Origin of the sequence: Janthinobacterium goodfellowi (genome assembly GCF_051380695.1) — a bacterium.
In the GTDB taxonomy this organism is placed as follows: Bacteria; Pseudomonadota; Gammaproteobacteria; order Burkholderiales; family Burkholderiaceae_D; genus Janthinobacterium.
In genome coordinates, this window is record NZ_JBNYXN010000001.1 from 1,427,316 (window position 1) to 1,449,294 (window position 21,979).

Sequence of the window (21,979 nt, forward strand, 5' to 3'; positions counted from 1 at the left end):
GCTTTTGTAATTTTACCCAGCATGATCGCCTAAAAGCAATCGACTGTGCGGGCCCTGGAGGCAATATACCGAAATAAAGTCAGGGGGTGCCACGCGCCGTTGGTGCCGGTGTCGCGGCTTTCATTTCCGTGCGGATACTCTCTATGTCGCTCAGCAATATTTTCCGTGGCGACGTGGGGGCGATCCTGGCCCAGACGGCATCGGCGCTGGCCCGGTCGGCAAAGCTGCCGTAGACGATGTCCAGGCGCGCGGCGGCGCTCGCGGGCGTTGCGCCAGGCAGGTGAAACACGTGGATGTCGCGCAGGCCGATGGCTTGCTGTGCTTGCCGCAGGAAGGTTTCCGCGGCGACTGTTTCGGTGGCGGGCAGGCTGGCGATCTGCAGCACCAGTTGCTGCGGCCCTTGCCATGCCAGCCAGTCGCGCGATTCCGCCAGTTTGCCCTCGAGCAGCGTCGATGGCGCTGGCAGCGGCGTGCGCGCGACCGCTGGCTGTGGCGGCTGTGGCGCGGCCGGCGCCGCGATACCCGCTGTCAGCCATTGCCACAGCAGCGCGGCGGCCAGCACCAGCATCAGCGCGCTCAAGGCCCTCGCCAGCGGCTTGCCCGCGTACCAGGGTGGACGGTGGAAGGGGCTGTCGGCGATGGCCAGGCGCATGTGGCGCGCGCGGATGTCCTGCGCATCGTCCGCAAACGCGGCCAGCAAGGCCTTGTCGGCCAGGATATTGACCCTGCGCACGATGCCCTGCGAGGCGCGCGCCAGCCGGCGCAGCGCGGCCGGAGTAAAAACGAGGGGTGCCGCGCGGCCGGCGGCGCTCAGGCGGCACGCCAGATAGTCGTTCAGCAAGGCTTGCGGCAGGCGCGGCACGGTAAAACTGTGGGTGATACGTTCCTTCAATTGGCGGAACTGGGGCAAGTCCAGGGTGTGCTGCAATTCCGGCTGGCCAAACAGGACGATCTGCAGCAGCTTGTGGCTGGCCGTCTCCAGGTTCGTCAGCAGGCGCAGCGCTTCCAGCGTGGCGCCCGGCATGGCTTGCGCCTCTTCGGCCAGCAGCACCACCTGGCGTCCTGCCGCATGCCGGGCGATCAGCTCGCCATGCAGGGCGCGCAGCACGGCATCGGCGCGGCAGCCGTCCAGTTCCAGGCCCAGTTCGGCGGCGATGGCGTACAGGACATCGTCCGGCTCCAGGCGGGGATTGAGCAGGTACAGCACGTCGACCTGGGGCGGCAAGCGCTCGGCCAGCATGCGGCACAGCATGGTCTTGCCGCTGCCCACTTCGCCCGTCAGCTTGATGATGCCTTCGCCTTGCATGACGGCATACAGCAGCGCATCGAGCAGTTCGCCCCGCATATTGCCGGGATAAAAAAAGGCGGGGTCCGGCGTGATGCCGAACGGGGCCGTGCGCAAGCCGAAATGGCGCAGATACATGCCGTGCGGGGAAGGCGCGTAGGGCCGCCCCGGGGGCGCCTGATCGGGACCGTTCATGTCGCGATGCAATTGAGGAAAGCCTGTTCCAGGCTGGCGTCTTCCGCGCCGCCATGGCGGGCACGGCATTCGGCGGGTGTGCCCGCAAACACGATGCGGCCCCCATGCAGGATGGCCATGCGGTCGCATAATTCTTCCACATCGGCCAGCGCATGCGAGGTGAGCAGGGCGCCGCGGCCCTGTGTGCGCGCTTGCCGCAGCACCTGCTTGAACTGCGCGCGCGCCTTCGGGTCGAGTCCGCTCATCGGTTCGTCCAGCACCAGTTGCGGCTTGCCCGACAGCATGCAGGCGGCCAGCCCCAGTTTCTGCATCATGCCTTTCGAATACGCGCGCGCGGGGCGCAGCAGGGCATCCGGCGCCAGGTCCAGCGCGTCCAGCGCTTGCTGCACGGCTTGCGCATCGGGCCGCACATTGTGCAGGCGCGCCAGGTAGCGCAGGAAGTCGCCGCCCGTCAGGTAATACGGTGCCTGGAAACGTTCCGGCAGAAACGACAGGGGCTGGCGCGCCGCGGCTTGCCGGTGCGGCTGGCCGAAGATGGCGATGTCTCCCCGCTCGGGCGTGCAGAAGTCCAGCAGGCATTTCAGCAGCGATGTCTTGCCCGCGCCATTCACGCCGACCAGGCCGAACAGTTCACCCGCGCGCACCTGCAAGTCGACGCCGCGCAGCACGGCGCTGCCCGCCAGCTGCAGATGCACGTTGTGGAATTCGATGGCGCAGGCGTTCATAGGGGTAATGGGCGGCAGGCAAGACGGTGAACGACCGCCATTATTGCCACGGGCGCAGGCGGGGGGCAAGTGTTTCCTTGCATCGTGTTGAAATGCGCAAAAATCAAGCGACGCAATGTATTTTCTTTAAGAAACAACAGGTTCTGGAATAAAATACCTGCGCACGCCGATGGCGTGTATCGTCTGAAGAATTTGTCGAGGAGCAAGCATGGCAAGGCCAGAGAAAGTCCGGCTCGGTGAAATTTTGGTGCAGCAGAAATTGCTGACGGAAGAACAGTTGGGCCAGGCCTTGACGGAACAGAAGCGTTCGGGACGCAAGCTGGGCCGCGTTTTTGTCGAGCACGGTTTCGTCACGGAAGAGCAGATTTCGGGTGCCCTGGCGCGCCAGCTCGACATTCCCTACATTAATCTGAAGTTTTTCAACATCAATCCCGAACTGGTGCGGCTGCTGCCGGAAACCCAGGCGCGGCGCTTCCGCGCGCTGGTGCTGGAAGACCGCCGCGAGGGCTTGCTGGTCGGCATGTCCGATCCCACCGACCTGTTCGCGTACGATGAAATCTCGCGCCTGGTCAAGCGCCATATCGAACTGGCCGTGGTCAATGAAACGGAAGTGCTGGCCGCCATCGACCGCATCTACCGCCGCACGGAAGACATCTCGACCCTGACGCGCGAGCTGGAGCAGGACCTGGGCGACGTGTCCGTCGACTTCGGCGCGCTGGCCGCCAATCCGGGCCTGGAAGAGGCGCCCATCGTCAAGCTGCTGCAATCGGTGTTCGAGGATGCCACGCAGGTGCGCGCCTCCGATATCCACATCGAGCCGCAGGAAGGCCGGCTGCAGATCCGCTTCCGCATCGACGGCGTGCTGCACCTGCAGACGGAAGCGGACAGCAAGATCGCCAGTTCGCTGGCGCTGCGGCTGAAACTGATGTCGGACCTCGATATTTCCGAGAAGCGCTTGCCGCAGGACGGCCGCTTCGCCATCCGCGTGAAAAACCAGCGCATCGACGTGCGTATTTCCACCATGCCGACGCAGTACGGCGAATCGGTGGTGATGCGTCTGCTGAACCAGGGCGGCACGACCTTGCGCCTGGACGCCATCGGCATGCCGCCCAAGCTGGTGCAGCAGTTCCGCGCCATCGTCAGCCGCCCGAACGGCCTGGTGCTGGTGACGGGGCCGACGGGCAGCGGCAAGACGACGACCTTGTACTGCGCCTTGTCCGAACTCAATTCGGTGGAAAAAAAGCTCATCACGGTGGAAGACCCCGTCGAATACCGCTTGCCCGGCATTAACCAGGTGCAAGTCAACGACAAGATCGAGCTGAACTTTGCCAGGGTACTGCGTTCGGCCTTGCGGCAAGATCCCGACATCGTGCTGGTGGGCGAGATGCGCGACCAGGAAACGGCGCAGATCGGCCTGCGCGCCGCCATGACGGGTCACCTGGTGCTGTCGACCCTGCATACGAACGACGCCATCAGCACGCCGCTGCGCCTGATGGACATGGGCGTGCCCCGCTACATGGTGGGCAGTTCGCTGCAAGCCGTGCTGGCGCAGCGCCTGGTGCGCGTGATCTGCGAAAGCTGCAGCACGCCGTACGCGCCCACGCCGAACGAATATGAATGGCTGCGCCTGGAACTGGGCGAGCTGGTCGAGCGCAACCAGTATTTCCACGGCAAGGGCTGCTCGCACTGCAATGGCATGGGTTACCGGGGCCGCACGGGCGTGTACGAATTGCTGGAAATCACGCGTGCCGTGGCCGACGCCGCCAACCATGCCGATCCATCGCACTTCATGCAGGTGGCGACGGCGCAGATGGCGGGCGAAACCTTGCGCCGCCACGCCGTGCAGCTGGTGGTGCAGGGACGCACGACGGTGATGGAAGCGATGCGCATCAGCAACCAGAGCGAGGATTGACGTGGCATTTTTTGCTTACAAGGCGCGCAATGCCAGCGGCGAACTGCTGACCGGTGTGATGGAGGGCGCGGACAGCGGCGCCGTGGCCGATCAGTTGTTTTCCACGGGCGCGACGCCGGTGGAAATCCTGGTGACCAAAAAGGCCGCCACCACCGGCGCCGATATCGGCTGGTGGCAACGGCTGACGGAGAAAAAAGTCAGCTCGATGGACGTGCAATTGTTCAGCCGCCAGCTGTACACCCTGCTCAAGGCGGGCGTGCCCATCATGCGCGGCCTGGCCGGCCTGCAGGAGTCCGCCATCAGCCCCGCGTTCGGCCGCGTCATCAAGGACGTGCGCGAATCGCTGGACGCGGGGCGCGAACTGTCGGCCGCCATGGCGCGCCATCCCGCCGTGTTTACGCCGTTTTATCTGTCGATGGTGCGCGTGGGTGAAATGACGGGGCGCCTCGATGAAGTCTTCCTACGCCTGTTCGACCACCTGGAATTCGACCGCGACATGCGCGCGCGCGTCAAGTCGGCCACGCGCTATCCCAGTTTCGTGATCGTGGCCATGCTCATCGCCATGGTCGTCGTCAATATCTTCGTGATTCCCCAATTCGAGCAGGTATTTGCCACGTTTAACGCCGAACTGCCCTTGATGACGCGCATCCTGATCGCCACGTCGGCCTTCATGGTGGCGTACTGGCCTTTGCTGCTGGCACTGACTATCGGCGCGATAGCCGCTTTCCGGGCCTGGCTGCGCACGGTCAGGGGCCGTTACACGTGGGATCGCTACAAGTTGAAGTTTCCTATCGCCGGCAAGATCATCCTGAAAGGCACCATGGCGCGCTTCGCACGCAGCTTTGCCCTGTCGAGCACCAGCGGCGTGCCCATCGTGCAGGCGCTGACGGTGGTGTCGCAGACGGTGGACAACGCCTATCTGTGCGCCCGCGTGGAACAGATGCGCGACGGCGTCGAGCGCGGCGACAGCATCCTGCGCACCTCGGTGACGGCGGGCGTCTTCACGCCGGTGGTGCTGCAGATGATCGCCGTCGGCGAAGAGTCCGGTTCACTCGATGATTTAATGAATGAAATCGCCCAGATGTACGAACGGGAAGTGGATTACGAATTGAAGACCTTGTCCGCGCAGATCGAACCCATCCTGATCGCCTTTCTTGGCGCCATGGTGCTGGTGCTGGCGCTGGGCATCTTCTTGCCGGTGTGGGACCTGGGCAAGGTCGCCCTGCATAAATGATGATTGCGCGCCGTTCGTCAGGCAAAAGGAGCGTGGGCGGCAGGGCATGGCGTCGGGGTTTTACCCTGTTTGAATTTGCCATTGCCGTGTCCGTCATCGCCGTGCTGGCCGCCGTGCTGCTGAACCGGCTGGCGGCATACCAGCAGGAAGCGGAGCGGATTGCGGTGCAGCAAACGGTGGGTGCCCTGCGTGCGGGTTTGCGCATGAAAACCTTGGAACTGTACCTGGCCGACCGGCAAAACCAGTTGCCGGCGCTGGCCGGGCAGAACCCGATGCAGTGGCTGGCTGAAACGCCGCTCAATTATCTGGGCGAATATGCGTCATCGGAGATTGAAAATCTGCCTCAAAGTCATTGGTTTTTTGATAGAAGTAATGCAGAATTAATATATATATTAAAACGAGGCAACACTTTCGGCGCTAGCCGTTCCGAGTTGCTTCAATTCAAGGTAAGCTTGCAGCAGGCGCCCGCCTCTGCGGCCGGACCACCGGCTTCGATGGCTGTGCCGGAGGTGGTCCTGGTACGGATAGGCGGGACAGGCGGGCTGAAGTAATTTTTATTCTGCCGGCAAATTTTGTCAGTAGTGTTTTTTTTGATTTTTGGAGATCCGCATGCATAAACAGTCAATTCGTCGTTTTCAACAAGGTGCTCAGGCGGGTTTTACGCTGATCGAGTTAATCGTCGTCGTCGTCATTCTGGGCATTCTGGCGGCTACCGCGATTCCTCGTTTTATCGATTTGTCGGGCGACGCCCGTCTGGCGAAAGTCAACGGCGCCCGTGCCTCCGTCCAAGCCGCGTCTTCGCTTGCACATGCGCAGTGGCTGGTCAATGGTTCGCCGACCACCGCGCCAGTGACGGTAACGATGGAAGGTACTACGGTCTCCATGGCCAATGGCTACCCTGATGCGGCTGGCATCGTGGCAGCGGCAGGTGGCTTGACCGATTACAGCGTCACAGGTACGGCGCCGGTGTCGATTGCTTCTGACGCCAACCATACTGCCTGCGCGATCACGTACACGGTTGCCACGGCCACTGTTGCACCTGTGGTCTCGGCTGCACCGGCCATTGCCAGTTGCCGTTAATGGTACCAGTCCTGCATGCGGCGCCGACTCGTGCCGCATGCAAGCCGAATCCGCCTGGTATGCCAGGCTGATTCGTGTTCATCTGCTCCATGCATCCATACCGACCATCGCAACAGGCGCATACGATGCTATCTCCTGCAGGTTCGATGTTTGCTGGACTGGTCATTGGTGTGCGTAAGCAGCGCGGTTTCACCCTGGTGGAACTGATCGCCGTGCTCGTAGTGGGTGGCCTGCTGGCTGCCGTCGCCATGCCGCGCTTTTTCCAGCAAGAGACTTTTGACGCGCGCAGCTTTGCCGATCAGAACGTGAGCATGTTGCGCTACGCGCAAAAACTGGCGATCGCGCAAAACCGGCCCGTCTTCGTGCAGCTCGACGGCACCCGCATCGCCCTGTGTTTCAATACCGCCTGCGACGCGCCCAACCGCGTCTTGCCGCCCGCTGGCGGCAACAGCGGCCGCAAAGCCACCTTGGCCGCCTGCGCCAATACCACGGCGTGGCTGTGCGAAGCGGCGCCCGGCAATATCAGCTACAGCGTGCCGGCGGAGGCCGCCTCTTTTTATTTCAACGCCCTGGGCCGCCCGTTCAAGGCGGGCGACGCCGAGCCCGTATCGAGCTTTCCCGCGCGCGTCAGCGTCGCCGTCAGCGGCGGCGGCATGACGCGCAACATCATCGTCGAAGGGGAGACTGGCTATGTCCATTACTAGGATAGCCGTCTTGCCGTTGCGCAGGGCAGGGCAGCGCGGCGTGACCCTGATCGAACTGATCGTCTTCATTGTCATCGTCTCCATCGCCGTGCTGGGGCTGCTGCAGATTTTCAGCCGCACCACGGCCAGCAGCGCCGACCCGCAATTGCGCAAGCAGGCGCTGGCGCTGGCCGAGGGCATGCTGGAAGAGGTGGCCATGGCGCGCTTCACGTTTTGCGATCCGGTCGCCGATCCGGCCGCAGATGCGGCGACGAATGCCGCGCCGTTCAACAGTTCCACCAATCCCACCGGCTGCAACACGCCGCAGAATGTCAGCGCGACGGTGCCCGCCACGGGGCGGCCTTATTACAATGTCAGCGACTACGTGCGCGCGTTCAATACGCCCGTGAGCTACACGACCGACGCGGCCGGCAACAGCTTTCCTGCGGGCTATGCGGTGAGCGTGGCCATCAGCCCCGATGCGGGACTGGGGCCGGCAGGCGCCACCTTGCCTTCGGACACCACGCCCGTCAATATGAATGTGCTGCGCGTCACGGTCACCGTGACTTACGGCACGAATCAGCAACTGGTGCTGGCCGGCTACCGCGCGCGCTATGCAGGCAATGCCGTCCCATGATGACTTATTCACGCCCCCGGCAGCGCGGTTTTACGCTGATCGAACTGATCGTGGTCATCATGATCACGGCCATCGTGGCTGGTATGGTGACGGTATTCATCCGCGCCCCCGTGCAAGGCTACCTGGACGTGGCCGCCCGGGCCGAACTGGCCGATGCCGCCGATATGGCGTCGCGCCGCATTGCGCGCGACGTGCGCCTGGCGCTGCCCAACAGCGTGCGCGTGACGAGCAACGGCAGTGGCAGCTATCTGGAGCTGCTGCTGACCAAGACGGGCGGGCGCTATCTGTCGGAAGACGATGACCCGAACACGTTGCCGGGCAATGTGCTGGCCTTCGATCCCCTCACGCCGGTCGCCAATGCCAAGGTGTTTACCATCGTCGGCGCCGCGCCTGCCGGCTTGCAAACCATCGTGGCCGGCGACTTTATCGTCGTCAACAATCTGGGCGACCAGCCTCCCGTGGATGCCTATAACTGCAGCGGGCAATGCAACCGCGCCCAGGTCGCCTCCATCAGCGGCAACAACGTCACGCTGGCCAATAACCCCTTTGTCGCGCAAACGCCGTCCATGCCTTCCCTCAGCTATCGTTTCCAGGTGGTCAGTACGGTCGTGACCTATCACTGCGCGCCGAATGTGAACGGCACGGGTACGCTGACCCGCTATGCGGGCTATGCGATCCAGCCCGCCCAGCCGGTGAGCGCCACCGCCGCACCGCTCAATAGCGCGCCGTCGGCAGCGCTGATGGCGATGCAGGTCGCCGGCTGCGGTTTTTCTTTCGCAACGCTGCCCAATTTGCAGCGCGGCCTAGTCAGCATCGGCCTGACCCTGGGCGCGCCCGGCAGCAATGCCGGCCAGATCACGCTGGTGCAGCAGGCACAGGTCAATAATTCGCCATGACGATATCCGCTACCGCTACCCCCATGCCGCGCCGCCGCCCGGCGCGCGGCTTCAGCATCATCACCGCCATCTTTCTGCTGGTGGTGCTGTCCGCGCTGGGCGCGGCGCTGGTTTCCATTTCGACCATGCAGCATGCCGAGTCGGCGCTGGACGTGCAGGGCGCGCGCGCCTACCAGGCGGCCCGGGCCGGCATGGAGTGGGGGCTGTACCAGCAGCGCGTCAATAACAGTTGCGCCGCCAGCAGCAGCTTTGCCTTGCCTGCGGCTGGCGCGCTAAGCGGTTTTTCCGTCACCGTGCGCTGCACGCAGACCGCTGGCGCGGTACCGCGCTTCCAGGTGATCGCCACGGGCTGCAATCAGCCCGTTGGCGGCGTTTGCGCCACCGCCAACGCCACGAATCAACCCGATTATGTGCAACGCGTCGTGCAGGCGGAGTTTTAGGCGAGGCAAACCAAAGGAGCGACATGGAGGCAGTCACGGCAGTATGGATACATGCACTGGGGCGTCTGGCCTTGCTGGCCATGTTGTGCTGCACCCCGGCACACGCGGTGACGTATGCCAATACCAGTTTTGCCTACAACTGGATCGACGCCAGCAATCATGCCAGGCTCGGCTACAACACCTCGCCGTACAAATTCAATGGCGCCACCGGCTGCGGCACCACGCCGCCCATCCTTGACGACACCCTCAGCGACGCCTTGCCCATCGGATTCAGCTTCATGTATTCGGGCGTGGCCTTCAGCAGCTTGCGCGTGATGACGAATGGCCGGGTGCAGTTCAACAACAACGTCACGTGCGGTTACGGCAGCCCCGTCCAGACGCTGCCCTATCCGGACAGCAGCTTGAACTACACCATGCGCATCTATGGCAATGATCTCGATCCCACCTCGAAGCTGGAATTGCCCACTTACAATACCGCCTGCGCCAGCCGCGCCACCTGCTATGTCAGCTACGCAACCATCGGCACGGCGCCGTACCGCAGTTTTGTCGTGACGTGGAATAATGTGCCGGAGTGGACGACGGGCGCCAATCCGACCGGCTCCTACAGCCTGCAATTGATCTTGCAGGAAAACGGCGAATTCATCTACCAGTACGGCGCGGCGGTGGCGGGGCCTTCCGCCAAACTGGGACAGATCGGCTGGCAAGCCGACAGCAACGATTACGATACGCCGCAGACAGGCTTTCCGGTCAGCAATTCCGCCATCAAGTTCTATATTCCCCGCCCCGTGATCGAGTACCGCATGGAGCAGCCCAGCTGGAACAATACGCCTGGGCAAGTTAGCGATTCCAGCGGTAACGGGCGCGACGGCACGGTGCTGGGCGGCGCGCAGACCATCGCCGCCGGCCGCGTCTGCCGTGCCGCCAGCTTTCCTCTCAATACCAGCGCCGCGGCCATCGACGCCATCGACAGCGCCCTGTCCGTGCCCGGCACCATGGGCGGCGCCGGCACCATCACGTTCTGGTACAAGGCCAATACGGCCTGGTCCGGCAGCGGCGCGCGCGATGCGCAGCTGCTCGACGCCACGCAGATGAACAATGAATGGTTTTTTCTCGTGCGGCGCAGCACGGGCGCTTTGCGCTTCGTCGTCACGGATAGCCTGGGCAACCAGCGTACGGTGGAAACGGCCGCCAATACGGTGGCCGCCGGCACCTGGAAGCATATCGCCGTCAGCTGGAGCTTCAATGCGCTGGCCGCCGCCAATAGCGACCACTTGCGCATATACGTCGACGGCGTGCTGCAAAAGGAGACGGCGTTTACCACGGCGGCGGTGGTGTCGCCGCGCATCGGGACCCTGTTTATCGGCGACAACCGCAGTGCATTCACGGGACAGAACGGCAGCGGCAATTCCACCGATGGCGCCATCGACGAATTGCGTGCCTATAATTACGAGGGCGGTCTGGCGCTGGTGCAGCGCGACCAGAATCTCAGCCAGGCAGGCTGCCTGAACCATTATGCGGTGACGAATACGGGCACGGGCCTGACCTGCCAGCAAAGCACGGTCACGGTCACGGCGCATGACGTCAATCACAATAATATCGTGATGCCGAACAACACCACGCAAATCCAGCTGAGTACCTCGAACGGCATCGGCGACTGGGCCCTGATCTCGGGCTATGGCGTGCTGTCCAACGGCGCGCTGAACGACGGCGTGGCGACCTATCTGTTCAACGGCGAGTACCAGGCGGTGTTTGGCCTGAGCAGCGGCACGGCGGCCACCGTCAGCGTGAATGTGACGGATGGGCAGTTCACGGAGCAGGAAGACCAGTCGCTGGTGATCAAGGCGTGTGCGGTGGCGCGCTTCAACGCCTGCGAGGCGACGTCGCCCCGTTGCGTGCCCAGCACCAGCAGCCTGAGCTATGCGCGGCTGAATACCAAGCTGGCCGACACGGCCTTCAAGCTCGACCTGGTCAAGCTGAAGACCGATGCCAGCCTGGAAACGACGTTCGCTGGTGCGGCCACCGTGGATTTGCTGGCCAATACCGCCACCGGCGTGGCGCTGGGCGCGAATAACTGCCCGCTTACCCAGACGGCGGTGATTCCGCTGGGGCTGGTGGCGTTCACGGGCGGCTATTCGAGCACCAACGTGAGCATCCCGGCCACCGCCATCAGCGCCGTGGCGCCCCGGTACAGCGCCTACCGCGACGTGCGCGTGCGCGTGACTTGCACCGCGGCCGTGTGCGGCACGGCCAATGTGGGTTGCTCGACCGACAGTTTTGCGGTACGGCCACAGCAGTTTACGCTCAGCTCCAATATGAGCAACAGCGGCCTGAGCGGCTCGCCCAGCCTGGCGGCGGGTGCCCAGTTTACCCTGGGCGCTACCGCGGCGGCTGGCTATAACGGCACGCCGCTGGTCGACAATTCCGCTGCCGGCCAGAAAATCACCGGTTTCCTCAGTGTCACGGACTACACCGACCGCCTCGCATCGACATCGAATGCCAGCCCGTTCCCGCTGGGGCAGGCAGTGCTGGCCAGCGGCCTGGCCAGCAATAGCGGCGTGAGCTACGGCGATGTCGGCACCTTCCGCATGCTGCCCGAGGCGGTGCTTGACAACGCCTACGCCAGCGTCGACCAGCCCGGCGACTGCGTGATCGGCAGCAGCAGCAATACGGCCGTCAATGGCAAGTTCGGCTGCAATATCGCCAACCAGGCGCAAACCCCGGCGCCCGTCTTCGGCCGCTTTTTTCCCGACCACTACGCGCTCACGGGCACGCTGACCGGCGCCTGCGGCGACTTTACCTACATGGGCCAGCGCGAACTGGGCATCGTGCTGGGCGCGACGGCATTGAGCAGTAGCAATCAGATCCTGGCGCGCTATGGCAGCGCCTATCCCGCACTCGCCAGCGTCAGCGTGGGGGCGGCGAATGCCGGCGCGGCGCTGTCCATCGGCCGCCTGGCGCCGGCCTTGCCCGCCTTCGCGTGGAGCCAGGGGCGCAGCGGGCGTTCCTACTCGACGGACGGCGCCGCCTATGCCGCCGGCAGCACGCAAGTGGCGGTGGCCGGCAGCGGCGGCCTGTCGGCGGGGGAGCTGATCAAGTTCGGCGGCGACAGCGCCATCTACACGGTGCAGGCCGGCACTGCCGGCGCCGGCACCATTACGCTGGCCGCGCCCGGCTTGCAGCAGGACATTCCAAGCGGCGCGACCGGCATCACGGTACTGCACAGCTTTAACCGGCTGGCCAGCGGCCAGGATGGCCCGTACGAGGATTTTTCGCTGGTGGTGGGCATCAGCGACAGCGACGGTGCGCTCATTTCCAGCGTGAATGGCCTTGCGGTCGCGCCCGCCGCCAGCGTCGCCGTCGGCGATACCCGGCTGCGGCATGGCCGCTTGCGCATCAATAATATGTACGGCTCGGAACAGCGCGCGCTGCTGGTGCCCCTGGCCGCGCAATACTGGAACGGCAGCGCGTTTGCCGCCAATACGCTGGACAACTGCACGGCCCTGCTGCGCAAGAATTTCGTCTTGAACAATTATCTCAACCTGACGGATGCGCAGCTGCCGGCCGCCACCACCTTGCCGCCCGACAGTGGCTTGCTGCAGCAGGGCAGTGGCAGCGTGCTGATGGCCAAGCCCGCCGCGCCAGTGACGAAAAAGGGCACGCTCATATTGCAGTCGCTGATACCCTACTTGCCGGGACAGGCGCGCCAGACCATCGGCACGTTCAAGAGCGACTTCATGTTGTACATGCGCGAAATATATTGAAGGGCGCGCGATTTTTCAGGGTGGCGTGACATTCGTGGTGTTTTCCTGAAAATATGTTGTCAATTGTTTCTTTTTTAACCTGTTCTTACCTGCTATGAATTAAAATTGATTGAATGCATCATTCGGGCGGCACCGCTGCCGTAGCATTTCATTATCTGGATCGGTGGCATGGGTTTATTCGCAAAAGCAAAAAAACACGAGGGTTGGCTGGCGACATCATTTTCGGCGGAAGGTGTGTGCGCCGCCGTGGTCAAACGGCGTGCGGGCGACAAGCCGCTGGTGCAGGCGGCGGTCATGTATGCCGGCCGCAAGCCGCTGCCCGCGGCCACCCTGGAAAAAATGAACCGGGATGTGCATGCCCAGTCTTACCGCAGCACCACCTTGCTCGGTGCGGGCGAATATCAATTGCTGATGATCGACGCGCCGAACGTGCCGCCGGAAGAGCTCAAGACTGCCGTCCGCTGGCGCCTGAAGGACATGATCGACTTTCCGGCGGCGGACGCCACCGTCGATGTCGTCGATATTCCTGGCGACAAGAACGGACCGGGCCGCGCGCAATCGCTGTTCGCCGTCGCGGCGCGCAACAGCGCCGTAGCCCAGCGCCAGGCGCTGTATGGCGAATGCAAGATTGCCCTGTCGGTCATCGACATCCCGGAAATGGCCCAGCGAAATATCGCCGGCTTGATGGAGACGCAGGGCCGCGGCCTGGCCATGCTGTCTTTCGATGGCGAAGGAGGGCTGCTGACCGTGACGTCCGATGGGGAACTGTACCTGGCGCGCCGCATCGACGTGACCGTGGCGCAGCTGGCCGAGACCAGCGACACCCAGCGGCAGCAGTATTACGACAAGATCACGCTGGAACTGCAGCGTTCCTTTGACCATTTCGACCGTCAATTCCATTTTATTACCGTTGCCAGGCTGGTGCTCGCGCCCACTGGCAGCGATGGTTTGCATGCTTACCTTGCGGACAATCTGTACATGCCGGTCGAGGCGCTGGACCTGGCGGCCCTGTTTGATTTTTCCAAGGTGCCGGATCTGCTGGCCGCTGGCGGCCAGGCGCGCTTTTTCCTGGCCCTGGGTGCGGCCCTGCGGCAGGAGGGGATGCCAGCGTGAGCCAGCAAATCAATCTATTCAACCCTGCCTTTGAAAAACAGAAGCAGGCGCTGTCGGCAGTGGGCTTGCTGCAGGGGCTGGGGCTGATCGCCGCCGTCAGTGCCGTGCTGGTCTGGTATGGCGCGCACCAGCTGGCTACGCTGGAGCGGACAGCGGCCGACGCCAAGCTCATGCTTGACGCGCGCGAGGCGCGGCGCACGGACGTGTTTGCTCGGTTTCCCGTGCCTGGCAAGGACCCGCTGATTGCGGGCGCGCTGCGCCAGGCCGAAGCCGACCGCGGCGCCTTGCTGGAAGCCGGGCAGATTCTGCAGGGCGGCGAACTGGGCAATACAAACGGCTATGCCGACTATTTCCGCGCGTTCGCGCGCGCCAGGGTCAATGGCTTGTGGCTGACGGGGGCGAGCATCGCCGGTGCCGGCAACGAGATCGGCTTGCAGGGACGCGTCGTGCAGCCGGACTTGCTGCCGCAGTACATCCTCGCCTTGTCCAGGGAGCCGGCCTTGCAGGGAAAATCGTTCGCGCGCCTGGATATGGCCAGCGCTCAGCTTGCTGCGCAGACTGCCTCGCCGGTGCCGGCCGCTGTGCCGGCGTTGCCGGGCGTTGCGCCGGCCGCTGCCGTGGCAGCATCGGCGCCACGTTTTATCGACTTCAGCTTGCAATCGTCGGCGGCCCCGGCCAGCGGCGCAGGGACGGTTAAAGAATGAAACAGCAATGGCAAAAATTTGCCCTGAAGTTTGATGCGCTCAGCGTGCGCGAACGGGCCATGGTCTTTGGCGCCAGTGCGGCGCTGCTGATTTTCATGGTCTTCTATCTGTTCGTCGATCCGCAGTCAGCCAGGCGCAAGGCGCTGACCGATACAATTGCCCAGCGGCAGCAGGCCGTCGCGGCCACTGATGCTGAGGTGGCGCAAAGGATGGCCGCGCATGCGGGCGACCCTGACCAGCAGGACCGCGTCCGGCTCGAACGGATCCGGCAGGAAGTGCAGCAGAGGCGGCATGCCTTGCAGTCGACGCAAAATGGCCTGGTGGCGCCGGAGCGCATCGTGCCGATGCTGCAGCAGTTGCTGAAACAGCAGGCCAACCTGCGCCTGGTGTCGCTGACCACGCTGCCTTCCGGCGCCATGGGACAGGGCGGCCATGTGGCCGCAAAGCCGGCGGTGCCGGCGTCCGCAGTTGAGGCCGCTCCCGCTCCCGCGCCTGCCGGGCAAGCGCCAGCGGAGCCGGAGCCGGCGAAGTCGCCTGCCGTGCTGTACCGTCATGGCGTGGAAATTGTCTTGCGCGGAAATTACCTGGATATGGTGAATTATATGGATGCCGTAGAGGCCATGCCTGCCCATGTGTTTTGGGGCAAGGTCAACATGAAAGTCGAGCAGTATCCGAATGCCACGCTGAGCCTGACCTTGTACACGCTCAGCCTGGACGAGAAATGGATCGCGCTGTGATGCGCGCCAGTTGCCGTGTCGTCCTTGCGGGCGCGCTGCTGGCGCTGGCGCCGGGGGCATTTGCCCAGCTGTCCGATCCCACGCGGCCGCCCGATGCGGCACCCGTCCAGGGCAGTGCGGCGACTGCCGGCGCGGCGCGGCCGCAGCTGCAGTCGGTGCTGATTTCCAATCAGTCTGGCGGGCGGCGTCTGGCCGTGATCGACGGCCGCAGCGTGCGGGCGGGCGACAAGGTGGGCGGCGCAGTCGTCGTCGGCATCGGCGAGGCAAGCGTGACGTTGCGGCGCGGCAAGACCCTGGAAACGCTGCGGCTGTATCCGAAGGCGGTCGATGCGAATGATGCAATGCATGTGCGAAGGAAACAGGTTCATGTCACCCAATAAACACAAGGCGGGAATGCGGAAGATACTTGAAATAAGCAAGCGGGCGGGCGTCCTGGGACTTGCAGCGGGTTTGTGCGCCTGCAACGTCGCGCCTGTAAAGCGCGACACCTACAATGCGATCAAGGAGCAGGTGGCGGGCGCAGCGGCCACCACCACTCCTGCGGCGCAGTCGGCGGCCGTGGAAAACGCGCTGCTGCCGCCGGCGTCCGCGCTGGCCGCGCAGCTGCCCAAGGCGCGCGGCGTGCTCGACGAGCGCTTTAACGTCGCCTTCAACAACGTCCCGGCGCGCCAGTTCTTTCACTCGCTCGTCAACGGCACGCGTTACAACATGCTCGTGCATCCTGATGTGCAGGGCAATATTTCCGCCAACCTGAAAGATGTGACCCTGTTCGAGGCGCTCGATGCCGTGCGCGAGCTGTATGGCTATGACTATAAGGTCGACGGCACGCGCATTACGATACGGCCGCTCACCATGCAAACCCGCATGTTCCAGGTGAACTACCTGACGGGCAGCCGCAAGGGCATGTCGAACCTGCGCGTTTCCTCGACGTCGGTAGCGAACGCCGGCACCAGCACCAGCGGCCAGAGCGGGAGCAACGGCAACCAGCAGGCGCAGCAGAACCTGCCGCAGCAGCCGGGCCAGCCGGGCCAGCAAGTGGTGCAGGACAGTTCCAATCTGAGCACCACGTCCGACAGCAATTTTTGGGCTGAACTGAAAGACTCGCTGGGCGCCATCATCGGCGGCACGGCCGATGGCCGCAAGGTGGTGATCAGCCCGCAGTCCGGCGTCGTCGTCGTGCGCGGCATGCCCGACGAGTTGCGTGCCGTTGATCTGTACCTGAAGGCAACGCAGCTGTCGGTCGACCGCCAGGTGATCCTGGAAGCCAAGATTCTCGAAGTGGAATTGAACGATAATTTCCAGACCGGCATCAACTGGGCCTCGTTCGCCTCGATCAAGAGCGGCCATACGAACCGCATTTCGACGGGCTTCATCCAGCCTGGCGGCACCCTGGCGCCGCTGCCGTTCAACGGCGGCCAGCCGCCGAACATGACGAATGGCAGCGGCTTGACGGCCAGCAGCGGCTTTGGCCTCAGTTCGGCGGCGAATGCGGCCGGCTCGATGTTCGGCCTGGCTTTCCAGACGGCCAATTTCGCCGCCATGATTTCCTTCCTGGAGTCGCAGGGGGCCGTGCACGTGCTGTCGAGTCCGCGCATCGCCACGATGAACAACCAGAAGGCCGTGCTGAAGATAGGCACGGACGAATTCTTCGTCACGGGCGTGAGCACCACCGTGACCTCCACCGGCACCACGGGCGGCACCACCTCCAGCCCGAATGTCACTCTGCAGCCTTTCTTTTCCGGCGTGGTGCTGGACGTGACGCCGCAGATCGACGAGCAGGGCAACATCATCCTGCACGTGCATCCGTCCGTCAGCCAGGTCACCACCGTCAACAAGCAGATCGACCTGGGCAGTGCCGGTTCGCTGAAGCTGCCGCTGGCCGCGTCCAGCACGTCCGAGATGGACAGCATGGTGCGCAGCCAGGACGGGCGCATCGTCGCCATCGGCGGCCTGATGCGCCAGGCCACCACCTCGGACCGTTCGCAAGTGCCGGGCGCGGGCGACATTCCCGTGCTGGGCGCGCTGTTCCGCAACACGGGCCAGGTGATCCAGAAGCGCGAACTGGTGGTGCTGATCAAGCCCACCATCGTCGAAGGCGCCAGCAGCTGGAACGAGGACTTGCTCGATTCCGGCAGACGCATCGAGGCGCTCGATCCGCGCCGGCCGTCGGAGCAGCGCTAAATGTACCAGGCCCATTTCGGCTTGCGCGAGGCGCCGTTCGGCCTCACGCCCGATACCAGTTTCTTCTTCAACGGCCCGCAGTCGCAAAAGGCGCTCAACACCCTGCTGGTGGCGGCGCGCAATGGCGAGGGCTTCATCAAGATCACTGGCGAAGTGGGCACCGGTAAAACCTTTTTGTGCCGCAAGTTCATGCAATCGCTGGGACCGGAATTCGTCACGGCCTATATCCCGAATCCGAACCTGCCGCCCCGATCATTGATCCTGGCGCTGGCGGACGACCTCGATGTATTGCTGGAGAAGGATGCGGATCAGCATCAGCTGCTCAAATCCCTCAACTTGCGCCTGCTCAACCTGGCCGCGCAAGGCAAGCGCGTGCTGCTGTGCCTGGACGAAGCGCAGGCGATTCCCGTCGACAGCCTCGAAGCGCTGCGCCTGCTGACGAACCTGGAAACGGAAAAGCGCAAGCTGCTGCAGATCGTGCTGTTCGGCCAGCCCGAACTGGACGTCAAGCTGGCCCTGCCGGAGATCCGCCAGCTGGCGCAGCGCATCACCTTTCACTATCACCTGGGACCGTTGTCGCGCGACGACGTGGATTTTTATGTGGCGCACCGTTTGCGCGTGGCCGGTTTCGATGGCGCGCGCCTGTTCAGCCGTGGCGGCGTGGCCCGCCTGTACAAGGCGTCCGGCGGCATTCCCCGCCTGATCAACATCATGGCGCACAAGGCGCTGATGGTGGCGTATGGGGAAGGGCGGCAACAGGTCAGCGGCCGCCACGTGGGGCTGGCCGCCAGCGATACCCTGGCCAGCAAGCCGCGCCGCTTCTGGCAACGGCCATGGCCGTGGCTGGCCGGCGCCGGCGTGCTGGCCGCCGCCTGCGGCGTGAGCTGGACTTTATTGAACCGATGACGAAGATGAGCCTGTAGATGAGCCTGATTAACAAGATGTTGCAAGACCTCGACGCCCGCGGCACCCCCGAGGGACGCGGCGACGCGGCCGGCATCCGCTCCGTGCCCGAACGCGAGCGGGGCGTCTCGCGCGCGCTGGTCATCGGCGGCGCGGCCGGCCTGACGGCGGTGGCCATCGCCCTGGGCTGGGTCTACCTGAAGCGGCCGCCCGTACCGCCAGTGCTGGTGAATGTGGCCAGCAACCCGGTTCCGGTGCCTGTTCCTATGCCCGTTCCTGTGCCTGTTGTCCCCATTGCACCCATGCCAGTGCCGGTAGTGACTGCCCGGGCGGCGGCCGTCGTGGTGGCGGAACCCAAGCCCGCGTTCCAGGCCGTGGAGACGGTCGCGCCCGCCAGGGTGCGCGATGCTGAAATGCGCCGCATCACTGGAAAGCCGGCCAAGCCTGCCGAGGAGCACGTGGCCAAGGTGGCGGTGAGGACGGCAGCGCCCGCCGCCAGCGAACTCCTCATCGACGGCAAGCAAGTGACTGCGCAGCAGCGCGTGGAGAACGAATACCGGCGCGCGCTGGCCCAGTTGCAGGATGGCCGCGTCTCCGACGCCATGCTGGCCTTGCAGCAGACCCTGCAGCTGGACCCGCGCCACCAGGGGGCGCGCGAAACCCTGGTGCGCCTGCTGCTTGAAGCGCAGCGTCCCGACGAGGCGGCCCGCCAGTTGCAGCTGAGTCTGGCACTGGACCCGAAACAGCCGGCGCAAGCGATGATGCTGGCCCGTTTGCAACTGGACAAGGCCAACGGCGGCGCGGCCGCCCTCGACACCCTGATGCGCAGCTTGCCGTACGCGGCCGACAGCGGCGAATACCAGGCCTTCCTGGCCGGCGTGCTGCAGCGCGAGCAGCGCTACCGCGAAGCGTCCGAACACTACCAGCTGGCCTTGCAGGCGGCGCCCGACAACAGCGTCTGGTGGATGGGCCTCGGCATCGCCTTGCAAGCCGACAACCACCCGGCCCAGGCGCGCCAGGCATATGAGCGGGCCAAGGGCTTGCAAACCCTGTCGCCCCAGCTGCAGGCGTTTGTCGAGCGCAAGCTGGTGCAGCTGACGGCGGTTGCGGCAAAGTAACTTTTACCTCAATGAAGGAAACCAGTTTGAAACCTCTGAGCCTGTTCATTGCATTTTGTTGTTTGTGCAGCAGCGCCCTGGCCGCGCCCGCCAGCGCGCCCGCCAGCGCGCCTGCCAGCTACGTGCTGGACAATACGGAAGTGCGCGATATTCGCGCGCAAGCCTTGAAGCGCGACTATCAGCTGTATGTCGCCTTGCCCGATTCCTATCGGCAGGGAAATAAGCGTTACCCGGTGCTGTTCGTCACCGACGCCAATTATGCGTTTCCCGTCGTGCGCAATATCGCGCAGCGCCTGAACAAGCATGCGGGGATGGAAGAAGTCATCGTGGTGGGACTGTCATACGCCAATGGCGATGGCGGGGTGTACAGCCGCCGCCGCGACTACACGCCCACCACGCCGCGCAAGCACGACTACCGCTCGGACATGCCGGGGCGGCCGCCCGCGTTCGGCGAAGCGAAGGCGTATGGCCAGTTCGTCTCGGGCGAGGTGTTCCCCTTCATCGCACAGCACTACCGCGTGAACATGCAGCGCAAGGTGTTTATCGGCCATTCCTACGGCAGCCTGCTGGGCCTGCAATTTTTGCTGACGGAACCGCGCACCTTCGAGCACTACATCCTTGGCAGTCCGTCGCTGTGGTACGACGCCGGCGTGATGTTCGACCGCGAGCAGGCGTACGCGGCCAGCCACAAGGACTTGCCCGCGTCCGTGTTCTTCGGCATTGGCGGCCTGGAAAAGCTGGCGGCGGGCAAGAAGCGTTCGCGTTTGGAGGAAGAGGCCGACATGCTGGCGGACTTGCGCGAGTTTGACGGGAAATTGAAGTCGCGCAAGTTCCCCGGCTTGAAAACTCGTTTGCGCGTCTTCGAGGATGAAGATCACGCGAGCGTGTTCCCTTTTGTGCTCACGCAGGGCTTGCGGGCGTATCTGACGTCCGCAAAATGAAGGGTGCCGGGCGGCATCTGCCAGGCAGGGCCGGCGTCGCCATGCACATTCCGACCGCCGGAAGCGGTCATCGATAAGGTCAGCTGACATGCGTACATTGAATGAATTATTGGATAGTGAAGACCCGGCGTTTCCGCTGATCAGGCAATGGGCCAGCGAGGCCGACATTCCGGTCGAATTGCTGCCTCCCTCTGCCGGCCGGGAGGATGTGCTGCTGAGCCTGCAAGTCACCACGCGTTCACCCCTCGGCGCGATCGCCTATGAAACCGGGGGCATCCTGGTCGATGACGGCTGGCTCCGGATATTGGGCTCGGGCCATGACAAGCTGGGCCGGAACATTGTTTCGTGGAACGAAGGCAAGGCCGAGGGCTTTCTGTTGGTGGCCGATGACGTGCTCGGCGGTTTTTTTGCCATCAACGGCGGCGCACTTGGGGCCGACCAGGGCAAGCTGTATTACCTTGCCCCCGAGACGCTGGAGTGGGAAGCACTGGAGATAGGCTTCACGGCGTTTGTCGAATGGGCCTTTACCAGCCAGTTGCGGCAGTTCTACGGCCGGCAGTCGGGCGATGCGGATGGCTTTGACGAATTGCCCTTGGCCGGCGACCTATGTCTGAACTTTTATCCATTTCTGTGGACGCAAGAGGGTTCCATCAAGACCAGTTCGCGGCGCGCCATTCCCGTGGCGGAGCAGTGGGCGCTCAACCTCGACCTGAAACAGAAGTTGCTGGATGCGCCTGCGGGCGCGAGCTGAGGCATCGCCATGCGCATCCCGCGCCGGCGAAATGGCGTTTCAATCCACGAATCGAGCGGTTTGTCGCAATGGCCGGTGTCAGAAAATGGCAAGGGGATAGCATACAGTGGGCTTTCTCGCGATGCGCCGCCCGCCAGCGAGTGTCCGATACTGCCATAGCAGGCAACGGACGCTTCTCAATGACCTCGATCAGGATGAATACGCATGAAATTGACCCTTCCACATGTTCTTTCCACCTGCCTGCTTGGCGCTGTCGGCGTGATCGGCAGCGCGCACGCGGCTCCCGCCGATGCCGAACTGGTGGCCTTGGTGCAGCGCCATGCGCAGGCGCAGAATAACTTTGATCAAGTTGCCTTGAAAGCCACCACGGCCGAGAACTATGTGGAAATTTCGCCGGTCGGCGAGGTGGACGAACGCGAAAAAATGCTCTCGTTTTATGCGCCGGAGCAGAAGCGGCCGAGTCCTCTGCTCCAGGTCGATGAGCCGGTGGTGCGTCTGTTTGGCGATACGGCGCTCATTTCGGCGCGGCTGTCCTACCGTGTCAATCAGGAGGGGGCCGCCCGCACGTTCGCCCTGCGCGCCGGCTATGTGGCGCGGCTTGTTGACAAGCAATGGCTGCTGGTCAGCGCACAGTACACCGGCATCCGCCCGCCGAAACCGTGAAGTGAGCTGTGCCTGGTGCC

The 21,979-nt window shown here is 63.9% G+C and carries 21 protein-coding genes; 19 read left to right on the plus strand and 2 right to left on the minus strand.

All coding sequences use genetic code 11. The annotated features are described in order from the left end of the window. Positions 1 to 79: 79 nt before the first annotated feature. Together ACQ4WQ_RS06455 and ACQ4WQ_RS06460 are read right to left on the minus strand one after the other, a co-directional pair. Complete coding sequence (locus ACQ4WQ_RS06455) at positions 80 to 1,480, minus strand: ExeA family protein (protein ID WP_436495486.1); 1,401 nt, start codon at positions 1,478 to 1,480, stop codon at positions 80 to 82. Then, positions 1,477 to 2,205, minus strand: a complete 729-nt coding sequence (locus tag ACQ4WQ_RS06460) for an ABC transporter ATP-binding protein (protein ID WP_436495488.1) — start codon at positions 2,203 to 2,205, stop codon at positions 1,477 to 1,479. Before ACQ4WQ_RS06460 ends, ACQ4WQ_RS06455 begins: the two co-directional genes overlap by 4 nt. 208 nt (positions 2,206 to 2,413) lie before the next feature. Here ACQ4WQ_RS06460 and ACQ4WQ_RS06465 point away from each other — a divergent pair, with 208 nt between their 5' ends. From ACQ4WQ_RS06465 to ACQ4WQ_RS06555, 19 genes are all read left to right on the plus strand, one after another. Beyond that, a complete protein-coding gene (locus ACQ4WQ_RS06465) occupies positions 2,414 to 4,117 on the plus strand; it encodes a GspE/PulE family protein (protein ID WP_326459740.1) in 1,704 nt (567 codons plus the stop codon). Position 4,118: 1 nt separating this feature from the next. After that, positions 4,119 to 5,351: a type II secretion system F family protein gene (locus ACQ4WQ_RS06470; RefSeq protein WP_326459739.1), complete on the plus strand. Its 1,233-nt coding sequence runs from the start codon at positions 4,119 to 4,121 to the stop codon at positions 5,349 to 5,351. Then, positions 5,348 to 5,902: a type II secretion system protein gene (locus ACQ4WQ_RS06475; RefSeq protein ID WP_436495491.1), complete on the plus strand. Its 555-nt coding sequence runs from the start codon at positions 5,348 to 5,350 to the stop codon at positions 5,900 to 5,902. Before ACQ4WQ_RS06470 ends, ACQ4WQ_RS06475 begins: the two co-directional genes overlap by 4 nt. A 58-nt stretch (positions 5,903 to 5,960) precedes the next feature. Beyond that, entirely contained in the window at positions 5,961 to 6,431 is a 471-nt protein-coding gene (locus ACQ4WQ_RS06480; RefSeq protein WP_326459737.1) for a type II secretion system protein, read from the plus strand. A 170-nt stretch (positions 6,432 to 6,601) separates the two neighbouring features. Next, a complete protein-coding gene (locus ACQ4WQ_RS06485) occupies positions 6,602 to 7,135 on the plus strand; it encodes a pilus assembly FimT family protein (protein WP_436495493.1) in 534 nt (177 codons plus the stop codon). Continuing rightward, positions 7,122 to 7,751 carry a prepilin-type N-terminal cleavage/methylation domain-containing protein gene (locus ACQ4WQ_RS06490; RefSeq protein ID WP_436495495.1) on the plus strand — a complete coding sequence of 210 codons (630 nt, stop codon included), beginning with the start codon at positions 7,122 to 7,124 and terminating at the stop codon, positions 7,749 to 7,751. Before ACQ4WQ_RS06485 ends, ACQ4WQ_RS06490 begins: the two co-directional genes overlap by 14 nt. Then, the gene (locus ACQ4WQ_RS06495; RefSeq protein ID WP_436495497.1) at positions 7,748 to 8,647 is read left to right on the plus strand and encodes a prepilin-type N-terminal cleavage/methylation domain-containing protein; all 900 of its coding nucleotides are present in this window, start codon (positions 7,748 to 7,750) and stop codon (positions 8,645 to 8,647) included. The genes ACQ4WQ_RS06490 and ACQ4WQ_RS06495 overlap by 4 nt, the downstream gene beginning before the upstream one ends. After that, positions 8,644 to 9,087 (plus strand): agglutinin biogenesis protein MshP, encoded by a 444-nt coding sequence (locus tag ACQ4WQ_RS06500; protein WP_436495499.1) that lies wholly within the window; start codon positions 8,644 to 8,646, stop codon positions 9,085 to 9,087. Before ACQ4WQ_RS06495 ends, ACQ4WQ_RS06500 begins: the two co-directional genes overlap by 4 nt. Positions 9,088 to 9,110: 23 nt before the next feature. Beyond that, positions 9,111 to 12,848 (plus strand): LamG-like jellyroll fold domain-containing protein, encoded by a 3,738-nt coding sequence (locus tag ACQ4WQ_RS06505; RefSeq protein WP_436495501.1) that lies wholly within the window; start codon positions 9,111 to 9,113, stop codon positions 12,846 to 12,848. Positions 12,849 to 13,016: 168 nt separating this feature from the next. Then, positions 13,017 to 13,961, plus strand: a complete 945-nt coding sequence (gene pilM / locus ACQ4WQ_RS06510) for a type IV pilus biogenesis protein PilM (protein ID WP_436495503.1) — start codon at positions 13,017 to 13,019, stop codon at positions 13,959 to 13,961. Next, complete coding sequence (locus ACQ4WQ_RS06515) at positions 13,958 to 14,665, plus strand: MSHA biogenesis protein MshA (protein WP_436495505.1); 708 nt, start codon at positions 13,958 to 13,960, stop codon at positions 14,663 to 14,665. The genes pilM and ACQ4WQ_RS06515 overlap by 4 nt, the downstream gene beginning before the upstream one ends. A gap of 59 nt (positions 14,666 to 14,724) precedes the next feature. Then, complete coding sequence (locus ACQ4WQ_RS06520) at positions 14,725 to 15,402, plus strand: hypothetical protein (RefSeq protein WP_495542706.1); 678 nt, start codon at positions 14,725 to 14,727, stop codon at positions 15,400 to 15,402. Beyond that, a complete protein-coding gene (locus tag ACQ4WQ_RS06525) occupies positions 15,387 to 15,782 on the plus strand; it encodes an MSHA biogenesis protein MshK (protein ID WP_326459728.1) in 396 nt (131 codons plus the stop codon). Before ACQ4WQ_RS06520 ends, ACQ4WQ_RS06525 begins: the two co-directional genes overlap by 16 nt. After that, on the plus strand, positions 15,769 to 17,583 hold the full coding sequence (gene mshL / locus ACQ4WQ_RS06530) for a pilus (MSHA type) biogenesis protein MshL (RefSeq protein WP_436495509.1): 1,815 nt from the start codon (positions 15,769 to 15,771) through the stop codon (positions 17,581 to 17,583). Before ACQ4WQ_RS06525 ends, mshL begins: the two co-directional genes overlap by 14 nt. Continuing rightward, entirely contained in the window at positions 17,584 to 18,489 is a 906-nt protein-coding gene (locus ACQ4WQ_RS06535; RefSeq protein ID WP_326459726.1) for an ExeA family protein, read from the plus strand. Between the two features lie 17 nt (positions 18,490 to 18,506). After that, on the plus strand, positions 18,507 to 19,604 hold the full coding sequence (locus tag ACQ4WQ_RS06540) for a tetratricopeptide repeat protein (protein ID WP_436495511.1): 1,098 nt from the start codon (positions 18,507 to 18,509) through the stop codon (positions 19,602 to 19,604). Between the two features lie 26 nt (positions 19,605 to 19,630). After that, positions 19,631 to 20,545 (plus strand): alpha/beta hydrolase, encoded by a 915-nt coding sequence (locus ACQ4WQ_RS06545; RefSeq protein WP_436495513.1) that lies wholly within the window; start codon positions 19,631 to 19,633, stop codon positions 20,543 to 20,545. Positions 20,546 to 20,633: 88 nt separating this feature from the next. Then, positions 20,634 to 21,296 carry a DUF2625 family protein gene (locus ACQ4WQ_RS06550; RefSeq protein ID WP_436495515.1) on the plus strand — a complete coding sequence of 221 codons (663 nt, stop codon included), beginning with the start codon at positions 20,634 to 20,636 and terminating at the stop codon, positions 21,294 to 21,296. Between the two features lie 204 nt (positions 21,297 to 21,500). Further along, complete coding sequence (locus ACQ4WQ_RS06555) at positions 21,501 to 21,959, plus strand: nuclear transport factor 2 family protein (RefSeq protein ID WP_436495517.1); 459 nt, start codon at positions 21,501 to 21,503, stop codon at positions 21,957 to 21,959. The last annotated feature ends 20 nt before the right edge of the window (positions 21,960 to 21,979 follow it).